The sequence below is a fragment of the Thermomonospora sp. CIF 1 genome, assembly GCF_001896795.1.
Lineage (GTDB): Bacteria > Actinomycetota > Actinomycetes > Streptosporangiales > Streptosporangiaceae > Thermomonospora > Thermomonospora curvata.
Genome location: NZ_MOYN02000021.1, coordinates 332,431 through 357,966 on the forward strand (window position 1 = coordinate 332,431; position 25,536 = coordinate 357,966).

The 25,536-nt window shown below is 73.1% G+C and carries 24 protein-coding genes and 1 riboswitch; of the genes, 2 read left to right on the plus strand and 22 right to left on the minus strand.

The features are described 5' to 3' along the window. Positions 1-17: 17 nt before the first annotated feature. A complete protein-coding gene (locus BUE48_RS14770; RefSeq protein WP_012853315.1) occupies positions 18-935 on the plus strand; it encodes a D-alanyl-D-alanine carboxypeptidase family protein in 918 nt (305 codons plus the stop codon). A 3-nt stretch (positions 936-938) separates the two neighbouring features. Continuing rightward, positions 939-1,301 carry a hypothetical protein gene (locus BUE48_RS14775; protein WP_012853316.1) on the plus strand — a complete coding sequence of 121 codons (363 nt, stop codon included), beginning with the start codon at positions 939-941 and terminating at the stop codon, positions 1,299-1,301. Here BUE48_RS14775 and BUE48_RS14780 read toward each other — a convergent pair. The 22 genes from BUE48_RS14780 to carB all read right to left on the minus strand — a co-directional run bounded on the left by BUE48_RS14780 (position 1,298) and on the right by carB (position 25,520). Beyond that, complete coding sequence (locus BUE48_RS14780) at positions 1,298-1,864, minus strand: Uma2 family endonuclease (protein WP_286990154.1); 567 nt, start codon at positions 1,862-1,864, stop codon at positions 1,298-1,300. The two genes, BUE48_RS14775 and BUE48_RS14780, sit on opposite strands and share 4 nt — an antisense overlap. A 112-nt stretch (positions 1,865-1,976) precedes the next feature. Then, entirely contained in the window at positions 1,977-2,432 is a 456-nt protein-coding gene (locus tag BUE48_RS14785; protein WP_012853318.1) for a PH domain-containing protein, read from the minus strand. Positions 2,433-2,491: 59 nt separating this feature from the next. Then, positions 2,492-3,367, minus strand: a complete 876-nt coding sequence (gene hisG / locus BUE48_RS14790; protein ID WP_012853319.1) for an ATP phosphoribosyltransferase — start codon at positions 3,365-3,367, stop codon at positions 2,492-2,494. A 51-nt stretch (positions 3,368-3,418) separates the two neighbouring features. Further along, complete coding sequence (gene ribH, locus BUE48_RS14795; protein WP_012853320.1) at positions 3,419-3,931, minus strand: 6,7-dimethyl-8-ribityllumazine synthase; 513 nt, start codon at positions 3,929-3,931, stop codon at positions 3,419-3,421. Positions 3,932-3,970: 39 nt separating this feature from the next. Then, positions 3,971-5,227 (minus strand): bifunctional 3,4-dihydroxy-2-butanone-4-phosphate synthase/GTP cyclohydrolase II, encoded by a 1,257-nt coding sequence (locus tag BUE48_RS14800; protein ID WP_012853321.1) that lies wholly within the window; start codon positions 5,225-5,227, stop codon positions 3,971-3,973. 166 nt (positions 5,228-5,393) lie between these two features. Beyond that, positions 5,394-6,002 (minus strand): riboflavin synthase, encoded by a 609-nt coding sequence (locus BUE48_RS14805; RefSeq protein WP_286990156.1) that lies wholly within the window; start codon positions 6,000-6,002, stop codon positions 5,394-5,396. A 255-nt stretch (positions 6,003-6,257) separates the two neighbouring features. Next, positions 6,258-6,388: riboswitch (FMN riboswitch) on the minus strand. Between the two features lie 264 nt (positions 6,389-6,652). Continuing rightward, complete coding sequence (gene rpe / locus BUE48_RS14810; RefSeq protein WP_286990157.1) at positions 6,653-7,318, minus strand: ribulose-phosphate 3-epimerase; 666 nt, start codon at positions 7,316-7,318, stop codon at positions 6,653-6,655. Between the two features lie 11 nt (positions 7,319-7,329). Next, a complete protein-coding gene (locus tag BUE48_RS14815; RefSeq protein WP_041439792.1) occupies positions 7,330-8,307 on the minus strand; it encodes a phosphatase PAP2 family protein in 978 nt (325 codons plus the stop codon). A 57-nt stretch (positions 8,308-8,364) separates the two neighbouring features. After that, entirely contained in the window at positions 8,365-9,780 is a 1,416-nt protein-coding gene (locus BUE48_RS14820) for an RsmB/NOP family class I SAM-dependent RNA methyltransferase (RefSeq protein ID WP_012853325.1), read from the minus strand. A 67-nt stretch (positions 9,781-9,847) separates the two neighbouring features. Next, entirely contained in the window at positions 9,848-10,774 is a 927-nt protein-coding gene (gene fmt / locus BUE48_RS14825) for a methionyl-tRNA formyltransferase (protein WP_286990158.1), read from the minus strand. Positions 10,775-10,838: 64 nt separating this feature from the next. Further along, complete coding sequence (gene def, locus BUE48_RS14830) at positions 10,839-11,384, minus strand: peptide deformylase (RefSeq protein WP_012853327.1); 546 nt, start codon at positions 11,382-11,384, stop codon at positions 10,839-10,841. Positions 11,385-11,447: 63 nt separating this feature from the next. After that, the gene (locus tag BUE48_RS14835) at positions 11,448-12,995 is read right to left on the minus strand and encodes a serine/threonine-protein kinase (RefSeq protein WP_012853328.1); all 1,548 of its coding nucleotides are present in this window, start codon (positions 12,993-12,995) and stop codon (positions 11,448-11,450) included. A gap of 73 nt (positions 12,996-13,068) precedes the next feature. Continuing rightward, positions 13,069-15,099: a primosomal protein N' gene (locus BUE48_RS14840; protein WP_041439795.1), complete on the minus strand. Its 2,031-nt coding sequence runs from the start codon at positions 15,097-15,099 to the stop codon at positions 13,069-13,071. 172 nt (positions 15,100-15,271) lie between these two features. Continuing rightward, entirely contained in the window at positions 15,272-16,465 is a 1,194-nt protein-coding gene (metK, locus tag BUE48_RS14845) for a methionine adenosyltransferase (RefSeq protein ID WP_012853330.1), read from the minus strand. A gap of 188 nt (positions 16,466-16,653) precedes the next feature. Beyond that, on the minus strand, positions 16,654-17,856 hold the full coding sequence (coaBC, locus tag BUE48_RS14850; RefSeq protein ID WP_012853331.1) for a bifunctional phosphopantothenoylcysteine decarboxylase/phosphopantothenate--cysteine ligase CoaBC: 1,203 nt from the start codon (positions 17,854-17,856) through the stop codon (positions 16,654-16,656). Between the two features lie 28 nt (positions 17,857-17,884). Next, entirely contained in the window at positions 17,885-18,157 is a 273-nt protein-coding gene (gene rpoZ / locus BUE48_RS14855; RefSeq protein ID WP_041439798.1) for a DNA-directed RNA polymerase subunit omega, read from the minus strand. Next, positions 18,153-18,824: a guanylate kinase gene (gmk, locus tag BUE48_RS14860; RefSeq protein ID WP_012853333.1), complete on the minus strand. Its 672-nt coding sequence runs from the start codon at positions 18,822-18,824 to the stop codon at positions 18,153-18,155. Before gmk ends, rpoZ begins: the two co-directional genes overlap by 5 nt. Positions 18,825-18,852: 28 nt before the next feature. Continuing rightward, positions 18,853-19,179, minus strand: a complete 327-nt coding sequence (mihF, locus tag BUE48_RS14865) for an integration host factor, actinobacterial type (RefSeq protein ID WP_012853334.1) — start codon at positions 19,177-19,179, stop codon at positions 18,853-18,855. Between the two features lie 364 nt (positions 19,180-19,543). Continuing rightward, complete coding sequence (pyrF, locus tag BUE48_RS14870; RefSeq protein ID WP_012853335.1) at positions 19,544-20,242, minus strand: orotidine-5'-phosphate decarboxylase; 699 nt, start codon at positions 20,240-20,242, stop codon at positions 19,544-19,546. Positions 20,243-20,254: 12 nt separating this feature from the next. After that, complete coding sequence (locus BUE48_RS14875) at positions 20,255-21,265, minus strand: dihydroorotate dehydrogenase (protein ID WP_012853336.1); 1,011 nt, start codon at positions 21,263-21,265, stop codon at positions 20,255-20,257. Then, positions 21,262-22,167: a dihydroorotate dehydrogenase electron transfer subunit gene (locus tag BUE48_RS14880; protein ID WP_286990164.1), complete on the minus strand. Its 906-nt coding sequence runs from the start codon at positions 22,165-22,167 to the stop codon at positions 21,262-21,264. The genes BUE48_RS14875 and BUE48_RS14880 overlap by 4 nt, the downstream gene beginning before the upstream one ends. A gap of 29 nt (positions 22,168-22,196) precedes the next feature. After that, the gene (carB, locus tag BUE48_RS14885; protein WP_286990165.1) at positions 22,197-25,520 is read right to left on the minus strand and encodes a carbamoyl-phosphate synthase large subunit; all 3,324 of its coding nucleotides are present in this window, start codon (positions 25,518-25,520) and stop codon (positions 22,197-22,199) included. Between the last annotated feature and the right edge of the window lie 16 nt (positions 25,521-25,536).

The window sequence follows — 25,536 nt, forward strand, 5'->3', positions numbered from 1 at the left end:
TGGAAGCAAGGCGAGTCATGCGGTTCATGCGAACCAACCGGATCATCGTGCCCCTGGTGGGGGCGACGCTGCTGATCTCGGTGCCGGCCGCTCCGGCCGCCGCCGCAGGGGCCGGGCCGTCGGGGGTGAAGGCCAGGTCGGCGCTGCTGTACGAGCCCGCCAAGCGCAAGATCCGCTGGCATCGGGCCGGCGGCACCAAGCGGCCGATCGGCAGCATCACCAAGGCCATGACCGCCGTCGTGGTGCTGCGGTCCGGCAAGCTGGACCGCAAGATCACCATCAAGCAGAAGCACATCAACTACGCCGTCCGGCACGGCGGCAGCATGGCGCACCTGCGGCCGGGCGACAAACTGACCGCCCGGCAGCTGCTGCGCGCCCTGCTGCTGCCCTCCGGCTGCGACGCCGCCTACGTGCTGGCCGACGCCTACGGGCCGGGCTGGCGGAACTTCGTCAAGAAGATGAACGCCACCGCCCGCGCCCTCAACATGAAGAAGACCCACTACGCCAACTTCGACGGCCTGCCCTGGCCCACCCCCACCGCGGGCTACTCCACGGCGCTGGACCAGACCAAGCTGGCCAACTACGCCTTCAAGAAGCTCCCGGAGTTCCGCAAGATCGTGCGCACCCGCACCTACCGGCTCAAGGCGGGCGGCGGTCACCGCGCCTACACCTGGCACAACACCAACCGGCTGCTGGGCTCCTTCAAGGGCGTCAACGGGGTCAAGACCGGCTACACCAGCGCCGCCGGCTACAGCCTGCTGTTCGCCGCCACCCGCGGCAAGCGCACCCTGATCGGAGCCGTCCTCAACAGCTCCACCACCGACTCCACGGCCCGTTTCACCGACGCCGCCCGTATCCTGAGCTGGGGCTTCGGCACCGCCGCCCCCTCGAGGCTGGTCCTGGCGCCCCTGCCGCCCGGAGCCAACGTCGACTGAGCCATGACACTTCGCGGCACCGTTTTCACCGTGGCCGCCGCCGCCCTGGCGGCGGTGCTGACCGCTTGCGGCGGCTCCTCCGCCCGCGACCGCCACCCCTTCGCCGGCACCTGGCACGGCGCCGGCGGCGCGGGCTCCGGCATCGGCGGCACCACCCTCACCGTCGCCGAGGACGGCAAGGTCGCCTTCACCAGCACCGTCAAGTGCACCGGCACCGCCGCCCCGGCCGGCGGCGTCTACCGCTTCGCCATCGACTGCGGCATCGCGAAGTTCACCGGCACCGCCCCGCCCCCGCCCAAGGGCGCCGACTCCTTCGTGATGACCTGGAGCGAGGGCGACTCCACCGTCTTCCGCGCCGCCTCCTAGGCTCCGCGCCGCCCCACCTGCGTCAGGTCGATGTCGATGGCGTAGGGAACCGACAACACCAGCCGGTCGTGGTGAATGCCGGTCAAGGCATAGCACTTGGTCGCCGGATCCAATTCGTAGACGTAGACCACGGTCCGGCCGGCGTCGTTCTCCACCCGCCAAAAGTGCCGGATGCCCGCCGCGGCGTACTTGCGGGGCTTGGTGTCGCGATCCCGGTCCTCCGAATCCGGGCAGACCGCCTCCACCGCCAAGACGAGGTCCTCGGCGAAGTAATAGGTGGAAGGGTCCGGACGCTCGTAGGCCTCCTGCGTAACGACCAGCACGTCCGGTTCGGGCACCTGCCGCTTGGCCAGTTTGACGGCCATCTCCCGGTCCGCCCGCAGCCCTTCGGGGGCCTGCGCGTCCAGTTCACGGACGAGCAGGTTGACGACACGGCTGTGCCACTTTCCTTGCGGGCCTGGGAAGACGAGGCTTCCGTCGATCAGCTCGGCATGCCGGGGCAGGTCCTTCATCGTGAGGAAGCCGTCGGCGGTGAAGCCGCCCGGCGGTGTCACACCGTCCACGAAATCACTTCCCGCCGCAGAGGGGACGCCGATTCCGCCGAGCCCGCAAGGCCGGGCCAAGGCGCACCGGCAGCCTAATCCGTCGTGGCGGCCCAAGGCGCGCCGAAAAGGTTCAGCGGTCGGGGGCCTCGGCCTTGCGGGCGATCAGGGTGCGCAGCTGGGCCAGGTGGCGGGCGGCGCGGGCCTTCTCGGCGCCGTTGATGCCCATGGCGCTCAGGGAGGTGCCGTCGGACAGGTCGAGGGTGGGCCAGGGGTCGCCTTCGTTCATGGTGACCCCCAGCACCTCGGGCCATTCCAGGCGGCGGGTGCGGAAGGCGTTGACGACGGTCAGGCCCTGCTCATCGGCGACGACGCGGCAGCGGGCGAACATGTGCAGCAGCCAGGCCACCACGGCGCCGCAGGCGACCAGCAGGAAACGGTCGATGAGCGTGAACTCGGGCGCCACCACGACGGCGAGCACGACCATGCCGAGCATGATCGTGCCCGCCAGCGCGTAGGCCACGATCCGGGTGCGCCGCGGCCGCCACACCACCGGAAGGTCCGGCGGCCGCGTCCCGTCTTCAGCCACGGGCGGGACCTCCACCGCGCGACGCGGAGGCCCGCCGGGCGCCTCCTGGAACGAGCGGGTCAGTCAACGATCTTGGAAATGGGGATCTCGAGGATGTCGCGGGCCCCGGCCGCCTTGAGGGCGGGGATCAGGGTGTTGACGCCCTTCTTGGCGACCACGCTCTCCACCGCGTGCGCCTCGCCGCCGGCCAGCGAGGTCACCGTCGGCGAGGACATGGCGGGCATGATGTCCAGCACGGCCTGCAGGTCGGCGGCCGAGACGTTCAGCTTCAGCAGCACGTTGCCGCGGGCCCGGATGGCGCCCTGCAGCAGCAGCGCGATGTCCTCCATCGCGGCGCGCTTGGCCTCGTCCTCATAGGACTGGCGGTTGGCCACCAGCTCGGTGTAGCTGGTCAGCAGGGTGTCCAGGATGCGCAGGCCGTTCTTGCGGAGCGAGGAGCCGGTCTCGGTCAGGTCCACGATCGCATCCACGATGTCGGGGACCTTGGCCTCGGTGGCGCCGTAGGAGGGCACCACGGTGGCCTTGACGCCGTGCTTTTCCAGGAACCGCTGGGTCAGCGAGGGGAACTCGGTGGAGATCCGCACCCCTTCGGGCAGGTCGGAGACCTTCTGCCAGGGGGCGTCCTTGGGCACCGCCATGACCACCCGCACCGGGTTGGAGGTGGCCTTGGAGTACTGCAGCTGGCCGAGGCTGACCACATCGGAGTCGGTCTCGGTGATCCAGTCGCGGCCGGTGATGCCCAGGTCGAACAGGCCCTGCTCGATGTAGGTGGGGATCTCCTGGGGGCGCAGCACGCGCACCCGGTCGATGCGGGGGTCGTCGATGGAGGCGCGGTAGTCGCGGTCCGAGGAGCGGCGGACGGTCAGGTCCGCCGCGTCGAACAGCTCCATGGTCGCCTTCTCCAGGGACCCCTTGGGCAGGACGAGGGACAGCACAGTCGTTGCCTTTCGCTCTGAAGGTGAAGGGAATGGATGTCCGGGACGCTTTCAGGAGCTCAAATGCTCCGAAAGATGCCCGGCGGGACCGTGGTGCCGCAGACCTCGCAGGGTCAGAGCCGTGTCAAGAGCGGCCACAGTCGCCTCCCATCCCTTGTCCTCGCGGCTGTCCGGCAGCCCGCTGCGATCCAGTGCCTGCTCAATGGTGTCACATGTGAGGACTCCATTGCCCACCGGTGTGGCCTCATCGAGGGCAACCCTCGTCAAACCCGCGGTAACGGAGTCGCAGACGTAGTCGAAATGCGCCGTCTCCCCCCGGATGACCGCGCCCAGGCAGACCACCGCGTCCAGGTCGCGGGCCAGCTGCTGGGCGATCACCGGCAGCTCCAGGGCGCCGGCCACGCGGACCACCACCGGCTCGTCGATGCCGCACTCCTTGGCCGCCAGCACGGCCCGCTCCAGCAGCTGATCGGTGATCTGGGAGTGCCAGCGGGTGCAGGCGATGCCCAAGGTCAGCTCGGCGGCGTTCACGCTGGTCAGCTCGGGGCGTCCGAGGCCGCTCATGTTCGGGTTCCCTTCCTTGCCTGGGTATGGACGGGCAGCTCACGCCAGGCCGTCGATGCGGTGGCCCAGGCGGTCGCGCTTGACGGTCAGGTAGCGCCGGTTGTGCTCGGTGACCACGACGGGCATCGGCACCCGTCCCAGCACCCGCAGCCCGAAGCCCTCCAGCCCGGTGAGCTTGGCGGGGTTGTTGGTCAGCACCCGGATGGAGCGGGCGCCCAGGTCCAGCAGCATCTGCGCGGCGTTGGAGTACTCGCGGGCGTCGGCGGGCAGCCCCAGCTCCAGATTGGCGTCGACGGTGTCGTGGCCCTGGTCCTGCAGGGCGTAGGCCTTGAGCTTGGCCAGCAGCCCGATGCCGCGGCCCTCGTGGCCGCGCAGGTAGAGGATGACGCCGCGGCCCTCGGCGGAGATGGCCTCCATGGCGGCGTCCAGCTGGGCGCCGCAGTCGCAGCGCTCCGAGTGCAGCACGTCCCCGGTCAGGCATTCGGAGTGGGCGCGCACCAGCAGGTTCTCCCCGTCGCCGATGTCGCCGTAGACCAGCGCCACGTGCTCGCCGCCGTCGATGGCGCTGGAGAAGCCGACCGCGCGCCAGATGCCGTACCGGTTGGGCAGGCGGGTCTCCACCTCGCGGCGCACCATGGTCTCGGTGCGCTTGCGGTACTCCACCAGCTGCTCGATGGAGATCAGCTTCAGGCCGTGCTCCTTGGCGAAGACCTGCAGCTCCGGCAGGCGGGCCATGGTGCCGTCGTCGTTGACCACCTCGGCCAGCACGCCGGCGGGGGGCAGCCCGGCCAGCCGGGCCAGGTCCACGGCCGCCTCGGTGTGGCCGCGGCGGACCAGCACCCCGCCCTCGTGGTAGCGCAGCGGGAAGATGTGCCCGGGGCGGACGATGTCCTCCGGCCCGGTGGCCGGGTCGCTCAGCAGGCGGATGGTGTGGGCGCGGTCGGCCGCCGAGATGCCGGTGCTGATGCCTTCGCGGGCGTCCACGCTGACGGTGAAGGCGGTGCGCATCCGGTCGCCGTTCTGCGTCGTCATCAGCGGGATCTGCAGCCGGTCCAGCTCCTGGCCCAGCATCGGCACGCAGATCACCCCGCTGGTGTGGCGGATGGTGAAGGCCAGCAGCTCGGGGGTGGCCTTGGCGGCGGCGAAGATGATGTCGCCTTCGTTTTCGCGGTCCTCGTCGTCGACCACCACGACCGCCTTGCCGGCCGCGATGTCGGCCAGCGCCTCCTCGACGGAGTCGAAGATCCCGCCGCCGGTCTCCTCGCCCGTCACCTCGTCCATCACATCGCCGATCATGCCGCCACCGTCTCCTTGGTTTCAGAACGGACGGGCCGGTCCGCCCGCCGCGCCCGGCGGGTCTGCTCGCCCGCCTGCTTCCTTTGCATCAACACCCCGCGCGCCGTCCCGGCCGGTGCCGGATGCGATCGGGGAAGCGGCGTTGCGGCCTGTGCCGCCGGGCCGCTCATCGGGCGGGCTCCGCCGTGCGGTGAGCGGTGAGCCGCTCGACGTACTTGGCGATGACGTCGACCTCGAGGTTGACCGGGTCGCCGGGGCCTTTGCGGCCCAAGGTGGTCAGTTCCAAGGTGGTCGGGATCAGCGAGACCGACAGGTGCTCCGGCCCGGCCTCCACCACGGTCAGGCTGACGCCGTCGATGGCGATCGAGCCTTTTTCGACGATGTACCTGCTCAGCTCGGCGGGCACCGAGACGGTCACCAGGTGCCAGCGTTCCTCGGCCCGCCGGGAGACGATCCGTCCCACGCCGTCCACATGCCCTTGCACCAGATGCCCGCCGAGCCGGTCCGACAGCCGCACGGGCCGTTCCAGGTTGACCGGCGAACCGGGTTCCAGGACGCCGAGGCTGGAACGGTCGAGCGTCTCTTTCATCACATCGGCGGTGAACTCCTCGCCGTTCACCTCCACCACGGTCAAGCAGACCCCGTTGACCGCGATGGAGGCGCCGTGCACGGCGTCCTGGGTGACCAGCGGACCGCGCACGGTCAGCCGGGCCGAGTCCCCGGCGGGTTCCACCGCGACGACCTCGCCGAGCTCCTCGACAATGCCGGTGAACATCCTCTAGCGCTCCTCTCGGGCGGGTGCCGGCCACGGGCGGTCCGGACCCTGGGCACAGCCGAAGTGAACGCCTGCCGCCGGCTGCGGGGCGGGCGGGACCGTTCCGAAGGAGCGGGGCGGGCATGCGCGGGCACCGGACGGTCGCTCGCCGGCCGGTGCCGTCTGGGGTGGTCTCATCTCCCCGGGCCTCCCGCGTCTTTCGAGACGGTCGTGGCTCCGGGGACGAACGAGCACGGCGCCCCGCACAGGGGCGCCCGGCGTGCTGCCTCCCATCCGGACTTTCACCGTCGGTCCCGGAGTTCCACCGGGTCAACCGGCCGATGGCTTCGGCCGGGTCGCGGACTTTCACCGCCGGTTCGGAGTTCCACCGACCCCGGAGCACGCGTTCAAGGACTCACAACCAGTGTGCCATGTCCGGCATTCCCAGATTCATGCCAGGTCCCGCCACCGGGTCCGCACCGGGGTCTTCGCGGTCGCCCCCGCACCCGCCCGGCGGCCCGCCGGGACCGTTCCAACAGCAGGTCAAAGGGCTTTTGACGGTGGCGTGCGGGGCGCTGAAATCACATCCCGCCCAGTGAGACGGCGGGCGGAAACAGGCGGCCGGACGGGCGCGCTCCCGGGCCCGGTCCGGCCGGACGTCCCGGCCGGGTTCAGGCCCCGGCGGCCTCGGCCTTGGCGCGCAGCAGGCGGACGGCCTCGGCCGGGTCGTCGGCGCCGTAGACGGCGTTGCCGGCCACGAACACATCGGCGCCGGCCTCGGCGCAGCGTTCGATGGTCTCGGCGCTGACCCCGCCGTCGACCTGCAGCCAGACCGCAAGGTCCCGGCTTTTGATCATCTGACGGGCGCGGCGGACCTTGGGCAGCACCAGGTCCAGGAACTTCTGGCCGCCGAAACCGGGCTCGACGGTCATCAGCAGCAGCATGTCGATCTCGCCCAGCAGCTCCTCGTACGGCTCCAGCGGGGTGGCCGGGTTGATGCCCAGCCCGGCCCGCGCCCCGGCGGCGCGGATGGCGCGCAGGGTGCGGATCGGGGCCTTGGCCGCTTCGGCGTGAATGGTCACGCTGCCGGCGCCGACCTCGGCGTAGGCGGGGGCCCAGCGGTCGGGGTCCTCGATCATCAGGTGGCAGTCCAGCGGCAGCGCGCTGTGCTTGACCAGCGACTCCACGACCGGCAGGCCCAGCGTGAGGTTGGGCACGAAGTGGTTGTCCATCACATCGACGTGCACCCAGTCGGCGTCGTCGGAGATCAGCGCGACCTCCTCGGCCAGGCGGGCGAAGTCGGCGGACAGGATGCTGGGAAAGATCTTTGCGGCCATGATGGTCGAGTCTAGGTGTCCTCGGCCATGGCGGGTTCACCCGTCCGGGGGAGGGCGGGGGTGGAACGCCGGGCCAACCCCGCTCGCACGAACACCTCCACGGCCCCGGCGCCGATCCACAGGCCGCTCAGCAGCCGGCCGCACAGCAGCGCCGGCGGGGCCGGGCCGAACCCCACCGTGAGATTGATCACCGCCAGGCCGGCCAGCCCGACCGGGAGACGGGCCGCCCGGCGCGGCGGCGGACCGCCGGCGGTGAACCAGCCGCGGCGGGCCGTCACGGACAGCCCCGCCGCCAGGCCGCCCAGCAGCCCGGCGGCCTGCAGCGCGTCTTCCAGGCCGGCCCGCTCGGGACCGGCCACGGCCGCGCCGTCCACCAGAAGCCTCCCCCACTCCCCCGGCGGCGCCAGGGCGGCCAGGGCGCCCGCCACCGCGCCCAGCGTCACCGCCGCGCTCAGCGTCACCTGCCACCCGATCCGCAGGGCACGCCACCGGGCAAGGAGCCGGGGCCCGAACCGGACGACCCCGGCCAGCAGCACCGCGCCGACCGCCCAGCCCGCCGCCACCTGGCCCGCCGAATGCACCCCCAGATACACCCGGGACACCCCGACCAGGACGATCACCGCCCCGGCCGGCGCCCAGACCCAACCGGGCCGCAGCGCCGGCAGCGGCCCGGGAAGCCCGACAGGGCGCCCCCGCCGGGTGACGTGCACGGCCAGCAGCCCCCAGACGACCACGGCCGCCTGGGCGTGACCGGAGGGCATGCCGAAGGTCGGTTCCGCCGCGTGCGCCATCCCCTGCGGGTCGTTCCAGTACGGCCGCGGCTGGGCGAAGACCAGCTTCAGCACCGCGTTGACCGTCCCGCTCAGGGCCAGCGCCACGCCCACGGTCGCGGCGGGGCGGGGCGAGACGCACCAGAACGCCACCACCAGCAGCGACAGGTAGAACCCCGTCCCGCCGATGAACGACGCGGCCTGCATGAACTCCGTCACGGCCCGTCCCTTCCCGGGACGGTGATCCGTATCCGGCCCGTCGCCGCCGGCCGGTTTTCAGCCGGTGCGGCGCAACAGGGCCAGGAACATCGCGTCCGTGCCGTGCCGGTGCGGCCAGAACTGGGCGTAGGGGCCCTCCCCCAGCCCGGTCAGCTCCCCGCGGGCCGTCTCGGCGAGCACGGCCGGGGCGTCCAGCCGCTGCACGTCCGGGCGGTCGCGCAGCACGTCGTCGACGACCACGCGGGTTTCGGCCAGGTGCGGCGAGCACGTCACGTACGCCACCACTCCCCCGGGCCGGACCGCCTCCAGCGCCGCGGCCAGCAGCGCCCGCTGCAGCGGCCCCAGCTCGGCCAGCGCGCTGGGGTCACGCCGCCAGCGGGCCTCGGGACGGCGCCGCAGCGCCCCCAGCCCGGTGCACGGGGCGTCCAGCAGCACCCGGTCGAAGGAGGCGGGACGCCAGGGCGGCGCGGTGCCGTCGGCCACCGCCACGGCGGTGCGGTCATCGACCGCCTGGCGCACCAGCGCGGCCCGGTGCTCCTGCAGGTCGCAGGCCAACAGGCGGGCGCCGCGCCCGCCGGCCAGGCCCGACAGCAGGCCCGCCTTGCCGCCCGGCCCGGCGCACATGTCCAGCCAGCGGCCGTCGGGGCCGTCCAGCGGCACGGCGGCCAGCGCCAGCGTCACCAGCTGGCTGGCCTCGTCCTGGACGGCGGCGCGGCCGGCGGCGACCGCCTCGATGGCCGCCGGGTCGCCTTCGGGCAGCACGGCCGCCTGCGGTGACCAGGCGGCCGGTTCGGCCCCGGCCTCGACCAGCTCGGCCACCGTGGCGCGGCCGGGTTTGGCGACCAGGGTCACCCGCGGCCGGTCGTTGTCGGCGGCCAGCAGCGCCTCGATCTCATCCCGGGCCGGGCCCAGCGCATCGCGCAGCGCCGAGACGATCCAGCGGGGGTGGCTGTAGGTCACCGACAGCCGGCCGAGCTCGTCGTCGGGCGGGGCGACGATGTCCAGCCACGCCTTCAGGTCACGGGTGGCGACCTTGCGCAGCACCGCGTTGGCGAACCCGGCCCGTCCCGCCCCGACGACCGAGCGGGCCAGCTCCACCGCGGTGCCGACGGCGGCGTGCGGGGGGATGCGGGTGCCCAGCAGCTGGTGGGCGCCCAGCCGCAGCACATCCAGCAGCGGCTCGTCGATGCGGCGCAAGGGGCGGTCGCTGCACACCTCCAGCACCGCGTCATAGGTGCCGCGCCCGCGCAGCGTCCCGTAGGTCAGCTCGGTGGCCAGCGCGGCGTCCCGGCCGGTCAGGCCCCGTTCGCGCAGCCGCACCGGCAGCAGCAGGTTGGCGTAGGCGTCGCGGGTCTGCACCGCCCGGATCACCTCGAAGGCGGTGCGCCGCACCAGGTCCTGGGGGCGTCCGGTGCGGCGGGGCGCACCGGGCCGCCGTCCGGCGCGCCGGGTGCGCGCGTTGCGGGAGCCCATCAGAGCCGCACCCCCCGGGTGCGGACAGGCGCGCCGGGCGGGAGGCCGGCGTTGCAGAGCGCGGTCATCAGATCAGCACGTCCTCGTCGGTCAGGGACAGGCCGCGCGCCCAGTCGGCGGCCGGCATCCGGCGCTTGCCCTGCGGCTGGACCTCCCCCAGGGCCACCGGGTGGGTGGCGGTGCCCACCAGCACCTCCCGTTTGCCGGCCTTCAGCTTCCCGGGGGCCAGCTCGCCGCCGCCGGCGGCCAGGCGGACGGGGCCGACTTTGAGCCGCTCGCCGCGGAAGGTCGTCCAGGCGCCGGGGGCCGGGGTGCAGGCGCGCACCAGCCGGTCCACGCGCATCGCCGGGGCCCGCCAGTCGATGCGGGCGTCCTCGGGGGTGAGCTTGGGCGCATAGGAGACGCCCTCGGCCGGCTGCGGCCTGGGCTGCAGCGCGCCCTGCTCGATGCCGTCCATGGTGTCCACCAGCAGCCGGGCGCCGGCGCGGGCCAGCCGCTCCAGCAGGTCCCCGGCGGTGTCGGTGGGGCGGATCGGCTCGGTGAGCATCCCGTAGACCGGCCCGGTGTCCAGATCCTCTTCGATCTGGAAGGTGCAGGCGCCGGTGATGTCGTCGCCGTGCAGGATGGCGTGCTGCACGGGGGCGGCGCCGCGCCAGGCGGGCAGCAGCGAAAAGTGCAAATTGACCCAGCCGTGGCGGGGGATGTCCAGGGCGACGCGGGGCAGCAGCGCCCCGTAGGCGACCACCGGGCAGCAGTCGGGGGCGATCCGCCGCAGCCGGTCCAGGAAGTCGGGGTCCTTGGCCTTGGCGGGTTTGAGCACCTCGATCCCGGCTTTTTCGGCGCGCTGGGCCACGGGGCTCGCCGTCAGGCGGCGGCCCCGGCCGGCGGGCGCATCGGGCCGGGTGACGACGGCGGCCACCTCGTGCCGCGACTCCAGCAGCGCCTCCAGCGCGGGCAGCGCCGTCTCGGGCGTACCGGCGAAGACCAGCCTCATGTAATCGTTGCCTCCCTCAGGCGGCCTACCCGGCGCGAGGGCGGCCGCACCTGCCTGCCGCGCGCTACAGCGCCCTGCCCAGGGTGCGGTGCGGCGACTCCTTGATCACCGGGACGGGCTCGCCGAACCACTCGGCCTGGCGGATCAGCTTCATCGCGGCCTTGCGCTGTTCGGGGTCCATCCGGTCGATGAACAGGATGCCGTCCAGGTGGTCGGTCTCGTGCTGGACGCAGCGGGCCAGCAGGTCGGTGCCCTCCAGGGTGATCGGCTCGCCGTACATGTTGAAGCCCTTGGCGACCGCCCGCTTGGCCCGCGGGGTCGGGAAGGTCAGGCCGGGGATGGACAGGCAGCCCTCTTCGTCCTCCTCCTGGTCCTCCGACAGGTCCAGCGTCGGGTTGACCAGGTGCCCCAGCCGGTCCTCGACGCAGTAGGTGAACACCCGCAGGCTCACCCCCAGCTGCGGGGCCGCCAGTCCGGCCCCGGACGCGTCGATCATGGTGTCGGTGAGGTCTTTGACCAGCTTGCGCAGTTCCTTGTCGAAGTCCTTGACCGGCTCGGCCGGTGTGCGCAGCACCGGGTCGCCGAATAGACGGATGGGCTTGACGGCCACTTACGGCTCCTGTCGGACGGGGAGAAAACGTCTTTTCAGTCTAGGGAGATCCGCACGGCCCGCTCACCGCGCGCCCGCCCGGGCCGCCTCGGCGCGGGCGGCCTCGGCCAGCACGGGGTCGGCCAGGTGCGCGGCGAGCGCGTCCAGCACCTCGGCGGCCTGGGGGTGCCCGATGCCGGCCATGCCGTCGATCAGCTCCCGCAGCCCGGCGCCCGGCGGGAGGGTGTCCACCGCCTCGGCCACGGCCTCGGCGGGGTCGGCGGTCTCCAGCATCGCCGCGACCGTGTCGGTCAGCATCCACACCAGGTCCTCGCGGGCGGGTTCGGCCGCGGCGTCCCCCCGCTCGTGCAGCCACAGCCTGGCGTAGGGACGGGTCGCCGGGTCCTCCAGCGCCTCCCGCACCACGGGGGCGGCGCTCGCGTCCAGGCCGCCCAGCACGGCGGCGGCGATGCCGCGGGCCGACGGGCTGCCAAAGCGCATGACCTCCACCAGCTCGGCGGCGGCGGACTCGGGCGGACGGGCGCTCAGCCAGCGTTCGACCTCCAGGGCGAGCTCCTCGGGGCCGTGCCAGGCCAGCCCCTCCACCAGGGCGGCGGCCGGGCGGTCGGCCAGTTCGCCGACGACCGGGGCGATGAACCCTTCGGCCAGCAGCAACTCCCGCACCCCCCACACGCCCAGCGGGGTCAGTGCCACCCCGCCCTCGGCGGTGGTCTCCACGGCGCCCCAGCGCTGCAGCTCCTGCAGTTCGCGGTCCAACGCGGCGGCCACCTCCTCGGGCGCGGGCGCCGCGGCGACCTGCCGCAGATGCTCGGTCAGCGCCTGCGCCAGCTCCCGGGGGGCGGCCGGTTCGTCCTGCTCGTACAGGTGAAGGAGCACGCCGGTCAGCTCGGCGCGCACCTGCGCGGCGGCCTCGTCGCCGCCTGCGAAGCCGCCGGTCACGGCCCGGTCGAACGACTGCAGCCAGGAGGCCAGCACGGCCTCGTCGTCGCCGTCGCCCGGCGCGGCGGCCGCGCAGCGGCGGGCGGCGGCGGCCAGCTCGGCGGGCGGGGCCAGCACCACCGGCGGCACCCGCATCTCCTCGCTCGCCTGCAGATAGGCGCCGGCCCGGGCGAAGCGCTCGGCCTCGCTGAGGGACTCGAAGTCCGTCAGCCAGCGCTGCACGGCCGCCTCATCGTCCAGGTCGATGCCGTCGGCGAGCATCATGCCCTGCACCAGTTCCTGGACCGACTCTTGTTCGGCCTCATCCAGCTCGGTGAGGATCTCGGCCAGTTCCGGTTCCAGCGCCTTCAGCTCCGCGTGCAGCTCGGCGGCCCGCCCGGCGGGGATCCGCCCGGTGCCGGCCAGGAAGTCCACCAGCGCGCCCGCACTGGCCATGATCGACGGCAGGTCCTCGGCCTCTGCGACCACCGTCTCCACGAAGGTCTCCAGCATCAGCCGGCGCAGCCGGGGCGGGTCCAGCTCCTGCGGTTCGCTCAGCTCCGGTTCCTGGCGCACCAGTTCCAGCAGCAGCCGGATCCCGTATGTGTCGATGCCGCCTTCGTGCCCGTCCGCCCAGCGGTCCAGATCGGCCAGGGCACGCTCTGCCCAGTTGTCCACCTGCTCGTCAGCCACCAGGGCACCCTAGCGGAGGCGGCGGCTTTTGACCGGCGCTTCGCGAGCTTGATCTCCCTGAAAGCCAGCCGCCTCACAACAGTTCCAGCGGGTCGATCTGCACGCGCACCGGGTCGGGGGCGCGGCGGGCGCTGCGCACCCCCTGGGCCTCCTTCAGCGCCCGCCCGAGCGCCGGCCCCGCCCGGCGCGGCACCCGCACCAGGGCGCGCTCCTTGACCGGGCCTTCCGCGGCGGCCTCGTCCGTCACCGGGACGGGCCCGAGCACCTCGGCGCCGGGCGGCAGGCGGGCCGCCTCCAGCAGCTCGCGGATCGCCGCGGGGGTGCCGGTCAGCGACGCCATCCGGACGGCCGGCGGGAACCCCAGCTCCCGCCGGTCGGCCAGCTCCCGTTCGGCCAGCGTCACCGGGTCCCAGCGCAGCAGCGCCTGCACCGGCGGCAGCGACCCTTCGGCCAGCACCACCACCGGTGCGGCCGGGCGGACCAGCGCGGCGGCGTTCATCCAGCGGCGCAGCGTCTCCTCGGCCACCCGCAGGTCGGCGCGGCCCAGCAGCGCCCAGCCGTCCAGCAGCAGCGCCGCCGCGTACCCGCCGGCGGCGACCGGCTCGGCCCCGGGGGTGGAGACCACCAGCGCGGGACGGCCGTCCACCGCATCCAGCACCCCCTCCCGGCCGGAGGTCCGCACCGGCACGCCGGGGAAGGCGCGGCCCAGCTCCTCGGCGGTGCGCTTGGCGCCCACCACGGCGGCCCGCAGCCGTGCCCAGCCGCACTCGGGGCAGCGCCAGCCGCCGGCGATCCGCCCGCACCAGCGGCAGTCGGGGGCCGCCTGCGCCGACCGCAGCGACAGCGGCCCCCGGCAGGCGGCGCAGCGCACCGGTTCGCGGCAGCGCTCGCAGCGCAGCCCGGGCAGGTAGCCGCGCCGGGGCACCTGGACCAGCACCGGGCCGTCGGCCAGCGCCCGCCGGGCGGTGCGCAGCGCCAGGTCGGGCAGGCGTGCGGTGCGCGCCGCCTCGTCCCTGGCCAGCTCGGCGTCGTCGCCGGCGGGCCGCACCCGCGGCATCACCGCGCGGATCCGTGCCCGCTCGGCGGTGAGGGGACGCGCCCAGCCGGTCTCCACCAGCACGGTGGCGTCGGTGGTGCGGCAAAAGCCGCCGATGAGCGCCCCGGCCCCGCACCGGTGCGCCCGCAGCGCCAGAACCTCGCGGGGGTGGGGGTAGGGGGCGTGGGGTTCGGCGTGCACGTCGTCGCCGTCGTCCCACAGCACCACCAGTCCCAGGTCGCGGACGGGCGCGAACATCGCCGCCCGGGTGCCCACCACCGCCCGCGCCGTGCCGCGCAGCACCGCCAGCCAGCGCCGGTAGCGTTCGGCCGGCCCCTGGTCCGCGGTCAGCGCCACGTGCCGGGAGGGCGCCTGGAGTTCTGCGGCGAGCGCGGCGTCGACCCGGGCGACCTGGCGGCCGTCGGCGAGCACCACCAGCGCGCCGCGGCCGGAGGCCAGGGCGGCCTGGACGGCGCGGGCGATGGCCTGCGGCCAGTCCGGGCCGGGCAGCGCCGTCCACACCGCGCGGGGCGAGCCGCCGGCGGCCAGCGCCGCCAGGAAGGACGGCCCGGCCGGGTAGTGCGCCCACGGGCCGGGAGCGGGAGGGTCGGGCCGCCACGGCTGTGGCGCGGCGGCCGGTTCGGCCTCGACGCGGGCGTGCCGGGGCGGGATGGCCAATCGCAGCACATCGGCCACGGTGCCGGCGTACCGGTCGGCGACCTCCCGGGCCAGCGCGGCGATCTCGCCGGTCAGCACCGGTTCGGGGGAGATGACGCGCTCCAGGAAGAGCAGGCGGCCTTCGTGGTCGCTGCCCTCCGCCCGTTCGGCCAGGAAGCCGTCCACCAGCTGCCCGGCGAAGCGCACCCGCACCCGGCAGCCGGGCACCGCCTGGGCGTCCAGCTGCTCGGGGACGAGGTAGTCAAAGGGCCGGTCCAGGTGCGGCAGCGGCACGTCCACCAGCACCCGGGCCACCGGCAGGCGCTCGGCGGGCCGGCGGGCGCCCTTCTTGGGCTCCTTGCCGGCGGGTTTGGCGGCGCTCCCGGGTTTCGGCGCGGCGAGCGCGCCCATGCCCGGGATCGGTTCTGTCTCGCCGCCGTTCGTCACGCTCCCGTCCTACCAGATCCCGGGGACCGGGAAGGCGCGGCACAGGCGGGCGGCCCGCCGCGCCCCGGCCCGGTGGCCGGAGCGGGCGAGCCGCCCGCGCACGCTCGCAAGCCGCCCGCGAAGGGCGCGTGCTCTCTTACAGGCCGACGGCCGAGCGGAGGGCGTCGGCGCGGTCGGTGCGCTCCCAGGAGAAGTCCGGCTCCTGGCGGCCGAAGTGGCCGTAGGCGGCGGTCTGGGAGTAGATGGGGCGCAGCAGGTCCAGGTCGCGCACGATGGCGGCCGGGCGCAGGTCGAACACCTCCAGCACGGCCTCCTGGATCTTGGTGACCGGGACCTTCTCGGTGCCGAAGGTCTCCACGAACACGCCCACCGGCTTGGCCTTGCCGATGGCGTAGGCGACCTGGACCTCGGCGCGGTCGGCCAGCTCGGCGGCGACGATGTTCTTGGCCACCCACCGCATGGCGTAGGCGGCGGAGCGGTCCACCTTGGAGGGGTCCTTGCCGGAGAAGGCGCCGCCGCCGTGGCGGGCCATGCCGCCGTAGGTGTCCACGATGATCTTGCGGCCGGTCAGCCCGGCGTCGCCCATCGGGCCGCCGATCTCGAACTTGCCGGTCGGGTTGACCAGCAGCCGGTAACCGTCGCTGTCGAGGTCGAACTCCGCCAGCACCGGGTCGACCACGTGCTCCTTGATGTCCGGGGTCAGCAGCTCCTTGAGGTTGATGTCGGGAGCGTGCTGGCTGGAGACCACCACGGTGTCCAGCCGCACCGCACGGTCGCCGTCGTATTCGATGGTCACCTGGGTCTTGCCGTCCGGACGCAGGTAGGGGACGGTGCCGTCCTTGCGGACCTGCGCCAGCCGCCGGGCCAGCCGGTGCGCGATGGTGATCGGCAGCGGCATCAGCTCGGGGGTCTCGTTGGTGGCGTAGCCGAACATCAGGCCCTGGTCGCCGGCGCCCTGCCGGTCCAGCTCGTCGACGGCCTCGCCCTCACGGGACTCATAGGCGTCGTCGACGCCCTGGGCGATGTCGGGCGACTGGGCGCCGATGGACACCGAAACGCCGCAGGAGTGACCGTCAAAACCCTTCTGAGAGGAGTCGTAGCCGATCTCCAGGATCTTCTCGCGGATGACCCCGGGAATGTCCACGTAGGTCTCGGTGGTCACCTCGCCGGCCACATGCACCTGGCCGGTGGTGATCAGGGTCTCCACGGCGACCCGGCTCTTGGGGTCGTCCTTCAGCATCGCGTCCAGGATCGCGTCGCTGATCTGGTCCGCAATCTTGTCGGGATGTCCTTCGGTGACGGACTCAGAGGTGAACAGACGGCGAGACACGTGCGTGAACTCCTTGCAGCGGCTGCTGACTGACGTCGCAGGACGGACTGTGCATAATCGAGGGCCGACCCGGCGCGCTGCCGCGCCGGCGGTCTATTTCCGACGAAGTGTATCGGGAACGGCGACGCCGCCGCCCGATCCCACCGCTTTCCTCTCGGCGGTAAAGCGCGCTTCGCCGCGCCCGGGCGCTACAGGCGCGCAACGACCAGGTCCCATACCACGTCCGCGAGGTCCTCTTTGGGGCCGCGTGGGATCTCGGTGGTTGCGCCGTCGGCGGCCAGTACCACGGCGGCGTTGTCGGGACGGCCGAAGGCGAGGTTCTCCCCGACCTGGTTGACCACCAGCAGGTCGCACTTTTTGCGGACGAGCTTGTCGCGGCCGTTGGCCAGCACGTCGTCGGTCTCGGCGGCGAACCCCACGATCACCTGCCCGGGGCGGCGGTGCTGCCCCAGCTCGGCCAGGATGTCGGGGTTGCGCACCAGCTCGATCGGCTCAGGCTCGCCCGACTCGGATTTTTTGATCTTGGAGGTGCGGTAGTCGGCGGGCCGGAAGTCGGCCACCGCCGCGGCCATCACCACCGCGTCGGCGTCGGCCGCCGCCTCCAGCACGGCCTTGCGCATCTCCTCGGCGGTGCCCACCGGCACGACCTGGGCGCCCGCCGGGTCGGGCAGCGCCACGTTGGCCGCCACCAGCGTGACGCGGGCGCCGCGGGCCAGCGCGGTGCGGGCCAGCGCGTACCCCTGCAGGCCGGAGGAGCGGTTGCCGATGAAGCGGACCGGGTCGATCGGCTCGCGGGTGCCGCCGGCGGAGACCACCACGTGCCGGCCGGCCAGGTCGGCGGGGGCGTTGCCGCGGGCCAGCACCCGGCGGGCGACCTCGAACAGCTCGGCCGGCTCCGGCAGCCGGCCCTTGCCGGTGTCGGCGCCGGTCAGCCGCCCGACCGCCGGCTCCAGCACGATCGCGCCGCGCTCGCGCAGCGTGGCCACGTTGGCCTGGGTGGCCGGGTGCTCCCACATCTCGGTGTGCATCGCGGGTGCGAACACCACCGGGCAGCGGGCGGTCAGCAGCGTGTTGGTGAGCAGGTCGTCGGCCAGCCCGCAGGCGGCCCTGGCCAGCAGGTCGGCGGTGGCGGGGGCCACGAACACCAGGTCGGCGCCCTGCCCCAGCCGCACATGCGGGACCTGATCCACACCGGTCCACACCTCGGCGGCCACCGGGTTGCCCGACAGGGCCGCCCAGGTGGGTTCGCCGACGAAACGCAGGGCGTCGCGGGTGGGCACGACATGCACATCGTGGCCGGACTCGGTGAGCCGCCGCAGCAGCTCGCACACCTTGTACGCGGCGATGCCGGCACCGACCCCGAGGACGACCCGGGGTTTGGCGGGGGTCATGCGAACGAGGGTAGCGGGCCGCCCGCCGCTAGTTGTCGATGGGTTCGGCGTGCAGCAGGCCCTCGCGCACCTCGCGCAGCGCGATCGACAGGGGCTTTTCCTGGACCTGGGTCTCCACCAGGGGGCCGACGTACTCCAGCAGCCCCTCGCCGAGCTGGGCGTAGTAGGCGTTGATCTGGCGTGCCCGCTTGGCCGCGATGGTCACCAGGCCGTACTTGGTGTCGACGACCTCCAGCAGCTCGTCGATCGGCGGGTTGGTGATGCCTTCGCTGTTGGCTGCCACGCTTGGCCTTCCACTAATCCGAAGTCTGGTCGACCATCAAGGCTAGCAGCTCCCGGCACACATCCTGGACGGATGTGTTGACCAAGGTGACGTCGAACTCTTTTTCGGCGGCCAGCTCGACGCGGGCGGCCTCCAGCCGGCGCTCGATCACCTCCGGCGGCTCGGTGCCGCGGCCCACCAGGCGGCGCACCAGCTCGTCCCAGGAGGGCGGGGCCAAGAACACCAGCAGCGCGTCCGGCATCGCCCGGCGCACCTGACGCGCCCCCTGCAGATCGATTTCCAGCAGGACGGGCACGCCCGCGGCGAGCTTTTCGGCGACCGGAGCCCGCGGGGTCCCGTAGCGGTTCCCCGCGAACTCCGCCCATTCCAGCAATTCCCCATCGGCGACGAGCCGGTCAAAACCGGCATCATCGACGAAGAAGTACTGCACGCCGTGCTTTTCCCCCGGGCGGGGGGGCCGGGTGGTCACCGAGACCGACAGCCACACCTCCGGGTGCGATCGCCGGATCTCGGTGACCACCGTGCTCTTGCCGACGCCGGACGGCCCGGACAGAACGGTCAGACGGCGCCGCGGCGAGGACGGCGCGCATCCGCCCGCGGCCGGCTCGGCGCCGGAACCGGGCGGGGTGGTGCCGTTCCGAGCGCCCTTCTCCTCGGGCAGGCCGGAACCGGCCGCGGCGCTCATTGCGCCGCGCCCGCCTGCGCGATCATCGTCAGCGGTTCGCACCGCCGCCGAACTCACGCTCCAGGGAGGCGCGCTGGTTGGCCCCCAGGCCCCGCACGCGGCGGGACTCGGCGATGCCCAGGCGCTCCATGATCTGCTTGGCACGGACCTTGCCCACGCCCGGAAGGGATTCCAGGAGAGCCGACACCTTCATCTTTCCGATGACATCATCGGTCTGCCCAATCTTGAGGACCTCGGCGAGCGAGGTACCCCCATGCTTGAGCCGATTCTTAACTTCGGCCCTCTCCTTACGGGCCTTAGCGGCCTTCTGCAATGCTGCGGCGCGCTGTTCGGGGGTTAGGGGCGGAAGAGCCACGCCGGGTCACCTCGTGTTTCCACTCGACGGAGTCGGACGGGTTGGGAAACTAGCGAGTTCACACCCCATAAAGCAACGTGAAGTGCTGTTCCGCCCGCCACAAAATCACGAAAATCACTCCTTGGAGTGTCCTGAATACACAGTGTACACAATCTCCCGGGGCGACGCCGGATCCCCTTGCGTGCCAGGGCTTTCGCACACCGGCACGGAACCGGCGCCGCGCTCTCCGCAAAGAGTGATCTTCATCTCGAAAACGCATCCGCCGTGTTCTTTTCGGAACCGGCGCCCCGGCTCGGCCGAAGCCCGAAACACATCGGTCATCTTCCCCGCCCGGCTCCGGTAAGACCTTCGCGGCGTCCGGCTCTCAGCCGGCGGCGCGGCGGCGCAGCGCGGCGGCGATGGCGGCCGCGGCGGCGCCCGGGTCGGGGGCCCCGGTGATGGGCCGTCCGATCACCAGCAGGTCGGCGCCGGCCTGCAGGGCCTGCTCGGGGGTGGCCACCCGGGCCTGGTCCTGGGCGGCGCTGCCCGCCGGGCGCACCCCGGGGGTGATGAGGGTGATCGAGGGCCCCACCTCTGCGCGGACCGCAGCGGCCTCCTGCGGCGAGCAGACCAGCGCCCGCGCCCCCGCCCCCACCGCCAGCGCCGCAAGGCGCCGTACGGCGTCTGAGGCCGGTCCGGCCAGGCCCATCCGGCCCAGGTCCTCCTCCCCCAGGGAGGTCAGCACGGTCACCGCCGCGATCCGCACGTCGGGGGCGGCCTCCACGGCGGCCCGGATCATGGCCTCCCCGCCGGTGGCGTGCACGGTCAGAAAGTCCGGCCGCAGCCGCGCCACCGCCCGGGCGGCCCCGGCGACGGTGGCGGGGATGTCGTGCAGCTTCAGGTCCAAGAAGACCTGCACACCGCTGGCGCCGCGCACGCTGGCGACCACGTCCGGCCCGTAGCGCAGATAGAGCTCAAGACCGACCTTGACGGTGCTGACATGGGGGGTCACCAGGCTCGCCCAGCGGGCGGCGGTCTCCAGGTCCGGCGCGTCCAGCGCGACGGCGATCGGAGCGGGTGTCACGGCGGCGTCTCCTTAGGCTCCTTCAGCCCGGCCCACGCCCGGCGGGACGGGCCGCGGAGGGCTGATCTGTGGGGGAACGTACCCGGCCTGCCCCTGGGGCGGCAGCCGGTGGGCCAGTCCCACCGCATCGGCCAGCCGGGCGATCTTGCGGGCGCTCAGCGCGTCCTCCAGTTCGCGCACGATCCGCGGAGGGGCCACGGGGTCGTGGAACAGCGCGGTGCCCACGGCCACCGCGCTGGCGCCGGCCAGGATGAACTCCAAGGCGTCCAACCCGCTGGACACCCCGCCGATCCCGATGATGGGGGTGGTGGGCAGCGCGGCGTGCACCTCGTAGACGCAGCGCAGCGCCACCGGCCGGATCGCCGGGCCCGACAGCCCGCCCGACACCCCGGCCAGCGCCGGCCGCATGGTGTGCGGGTCGATCGCCAGCCCGGCCATGGTGTTGATCAGGCTCAGCCCGTCGGCGCCGGCGTCCACGCAGGCCAGCGCGATGGTGACCAGGTCGCTGACGTCGGGGGCGAGCTTGGCCAGCACCGGCACGTCGCGGCGGGTGACCGAGCGCACCGCGCGCACCACGTCGGCGGCCGGGCCCGGCAGCCGGCCGAACATCCGGCCCCGGTCCTCCAGGTTGGGGGCGGCCAGGTTGATCTCCACGGCGGCCAGCGCCGGCGCGATCTGCACCCGCCGCGCCACCTCGGCGTACTCCTCCACGCTGTGGCCGGCGACCGACACGATCACCGGCACCTCCCGCTCGGTCAGCCAGGGCATGTCGCGCTCCAGGAAGGAGTCGACGCCGGGCCCGGGCAGCCCCATCGCGGTCAGGATGCCGCTGGGCGTCTCGGCCACGCGCGGGGTGGGCCGGCCCGCCCTGGGCTGCAGCATGACCGAGGTGGTGGTGAACGCCCCCAGCCTGGTCAGGTCGAAGAAGCGGGCCAGCTCGCGGCCGGTGCCGCCGCAGCCGGCGGCGGTCAGCACCGGGTTGGCCAGCTCCAGCGGCCCCAGGCGGGTGGTCATGTCGGTCATGTCCCACCTCCGGCCGCCCGCGGGGCGCCCAGCGCGTCGAACGGGATGGTGCCCAGATCGCCCCAGCGCACCCGGTCGCCGCGCAGCACCGGGCCGTCGGCGCAGGCCCGCACCATGCGGGTGATCCCGTCGTCGCCGACGATGGGCAGCACGCACGTCAGGCACAGCCCGGTGCCGCAGGCGGCGGTCTGCTGCAGGAACTCCTCCACCGACACCTGGGAGGGCAGGCCGTAGCGGGTGGCGGTGGTGCTCACCGCGCGCAGCATCTCGGTGGGACCGCAGGCGTAGACCACATCGGCGGCGGTCTCCTCGATCACCCGCGGCAGCACCTGGGGCACCGTCCCGCTCTCCCCCAGCGAGCCGTCGTCGGTGACGACGGTGGCCGAGTCGCCGACCCGCTGGGCCGAGCGGGCCCCGAACACCGCCTGGGCCGAGCGCCCGCCCAGCAGGAAGTGCACCCGGCACTCGCGCCGGCGCAGCGTGTCGGCCAGCGCGAACAGCGCCGCCGCGCCCACTCCCCCGCCCACCAGCAGGCAGTTGACCGGGTCGCGGGGCAGCCGGAAGGGACGGCCCAGCGGGCCGACCACATCGACCTTGTCGCGGGCCTTGCGGCCGGCCAGCCAGGCGGTGCCCACATCGCGGGAGCCGCGGTGGTCGAAGACCACCTCCACGGTGCCGCCGTAGTCGGGTTTGACCTCATAGACCGAAAAGCAGCGGCGCAGCAGCCGGCCGGTGTGCTCCCCGCCGACCGCCAGCGCCACGAACTGCCCCGGCCGGAACCGCTCGGCGACCGCGGGCGCCACCAGCGTGATCGCGTGGTAGTCGCGCACCTGGCGGACCGTCAGCACGATCGCCGAGGTGCGCAGGGCGCCGGCGGCGGCCCGAGCGGCGTTGTCGGTCACCCCCTCGTCCCTCCCTCATCGGCGGGCCGTCACCGGCGGGCGGCCCGCAGGCGTTCGGCGTGTTCCTGCAGCGAGCGGACGCCCAGGTCGCCGCGGACGATGGCCTCGATGCCCTGCACCGCGGCGGCCAGTCCGGCCGTGGTGGTCACGCACGGGATGCCCCGCAGCACCGCGGCGGTGCGGATCTCATAGCCGTCCAGTCGCGGCCCCGATTGGCCGGGGCTGCCGAAGGGAGTATTGACGATGAGGTCCACCTCCCCGTCGAGGACGCGCCGGACGATGGTGGGCTCGCCGTCGGGACCGGGCCCTTCGCTGTGCTTTCGCACGATCTTGGCATGCACGCCGTTGCGGCGCAGCACCTCGGCGGTGCCCTCGGTGGCCAGGATCTCAAAGCCCAGGTCGGCCAGGCGCTTGACGGGGAAGACCATCGAGCGCTTGTCCCGGTTGGCCACCGACACGAACGCCCGTCCCTTGGTCGGCAGCGCCCCGTAGGCGGCCTGCTGGGACTTGGCGAAGGCGGTGCCGAAGGTCTCGTCGATGCCCATGACCTCGCCGGTGGAGCGCATCTCCGGGCCGAGCACGATGTCCACGCCCTGGCCCTGGGCGTTGCGGAACCGGTCGAAGGGCAGCACCGCCTCCTTGACCGCGATGGGGGCGTCCAGCGGCAGCGTGCCGCCGTCGCCCTCGCGCGGCAGCAGCCCCTCGGCGCGCAGCTCGGCGATGGTGGCGCCCATCATCACCCGGGCGGCGGCCTTGGCGAGGGGGACCGCGGTGGCCTTGGAGACGAACGGGACGGTGCGGGAGGCGCGCGGGTTGGCCTCCAGCACGTACAGCACCCCCGCCGACAGGGCGTACTGGACGTTGATCAGGCCGCGCACCCCGATGCCGCGGGCCAGCGCCTCGGTGGAGGTGCGGATCCGCTCGATGTCCTCGCGGCCCAGCGTGATGGGGGGCAGGGCGCAGGCCGAGTCGCCGGAGTGGATCCCGGCCTCCTCGATGTGCTCCATGATCCCGCCCAGGTACAGCTCCTCGCCGTCGAAGAGGGCATCGACGTCGATCTCGACCGCCTCATCGAGGAACCGGTCCACCAGCACCGGGTGCTCGGGGCTGACCTCGGTGGCCTTGGCCATGTAGGACTGCAGCGTGGCGTCGTCGTAGACGATCTCCATGCCGCGTCCGCCCAGCACGTAGGAGGGGCGCACCAGCACCGGGTAGCCGATCTCGGCGGCGATCTTGCGGGCCTCCTCGAACGAGGTGGCGGTGCCGTGCTTGGGCGCCGGCAGCCCGGCCCGCTCCAGCACCCGGCCGAAGGCGCCGCGGTCCTCGGCCAGGTGGATGCTCTCCGGCGAGGTGCCCACGATCGGCACGCCGGCGTCCTTGAGCTTTTGGGCCAGCCCCAGCGGGGTCTGCCCGCCCAGCTGGACGATCACCCCGGCGACCGGGCCGGTCTGCTGCTCGGCGTGCACCACCTCCAGCACGTCCTCCAAGGTGAGCGGCTCGAAGTACAGCCGGTCGGAGGTGTCGTAGTCGGTGGAGACCGTCTCGGGGTTGCAGTTGACCATGACGGTCTCGTAACCGGCCTCCGAGAGGGTGAAGGAAGCGTGCACGCAGGAGTAGTCGAACTCCACGCCCTGGCCGATGCGGTTGGGGCCGCTGCCGAGGATGATGACCTTGGGCTTGTCCCCGGTGGGGACCTCGGTCTCCTCGTCGTAGGTGGAGTACAGGTAGGGGGTGCGGGCGGCGAACTCCGCGGCGCAGGTGTCCACGGTGTGGTAGACCGGCCGCACGCCCAGCGCCCGCCGCAGCTCCCGGACCACCTCCTCCGGCAGGCCCCGCAACTGCCCGATCTGGGCGTCGGAGAAGCCGTAGCGCTTGGCGGTCAGCAGCTTGTCGCGGGTCAGCGCGTCCTCGGCGGTGCGGATCTGGTCGGCGACCTCGTTGATGGCGGCGATCTGCTCCAGGAACCACGGGTCGATGCCGGTGGCCCGGTGGACCTGCTCGACGGTGGCGCCGGCCCACAGCGCCCGCTGCACATCGCGCAGCCGGCCCTCGTGCGGGCGGCCGGCGCTGCGCAGCAGCTCCTGCGGGTCGCCGGGCTCGCCGTCCCAGGAGAAGGACGAGCCCTTCTGCTCCAGCGACCGCAGCGCCTTTTGCAGCGCCTCGGGGAAGGACCGGCCGATCGCCATGGCCTCGCCCACCGACTTCATGTGGGTGGTCAGCGTGGCGTCGGCGCCGGGGAACTTCTCGAAGGCGAAGCGGGGCACCTTGACCACGACGTAGTCGAGGGTGGGCTCGAAGCTGGCCGGGGTCTCGCGGGTGATGTCGTTGGGGATCTCATCGAGGGTGTAGCCGATGGCCAGCTTGGCGGCGATCTTGGCGATCGGGAAGCCGGTGGCCTTGGAGGCCAGCGCCGAGGAGCGGGAGACCCGCGGGTTCATCTCGATGACGATCATCCGCCCGGTCTCGGGGTGCACCGCGAACTGGATGTTGCAGCCGCCGGTGTCCACCCCGACCTCGCGGATCACCGCGATCGCCACGTCCCGCATGTTCTGGTACTCGCGGTCGGTCAGCGTCATCGCCGGGGCGACGGTGATGGAGTCGCCGGTGTGCACGCCCATCGGGTCGAGGTTCTCGATGGAGCACACGATGACGACGTTGTCGGCCCGGTCGCGCATGACCTCCAGCTCGTACTCCTTCCAGCCGAGGATGGACTCCTCCAGGAGCACCTCGCTGGTGGGGCTGGCGGCCAGCCCGGCGCCGGCGATGCGGCGCAGGTCCTCTTCGCTGTAGGCCATGCCCGAGCCGGTGCCGCCGAGGGTGAAGGAGGGCCGCACCACCAGCGGGTAGCCCAGTTCGGCGGCGGCGGCCAGGCACTCGTCCATGCTGTGGCAGATCACCGAGCGGGCCGACTCGGCGTTCAGGCCGTACTTGGCGGCGACCGCGGCGACGACCTCCTTGAAGCGCTCGCGGTTCTCCCCGGCCTGGATGGCCTCGATGTCGGCGCCGATCAGCTCCACGCCGTAGCGCTCCAGCACCCCCGACTCGTGCAGCGCGATCGCGGTGTTGAGGGCGGTCTGGCCGCCCAGGGTGGGCAGCAGCGCGTCCGGCCGCTCCTTGGCGATGATCTTCTCGACCACGTCCGGGGTGATCGGCTCGACATAGGTGGCGTCGGCGAACTCCGGGTCGGTCATGATCGTCGCCGGGTTGCTGTTGACCAGGACGACGCGCAGCCCCTCGGACTTGAGCACCCGGCACGCCTGGGTTCCGGAGTAGTCGAATTCACATGCCTGGCCGATGACGATCGGCCCGGAGCCGATCACCAGGACCGACTTGAGATCTTGGCGGCGAGGCATTACCGGGCGCCCTCCA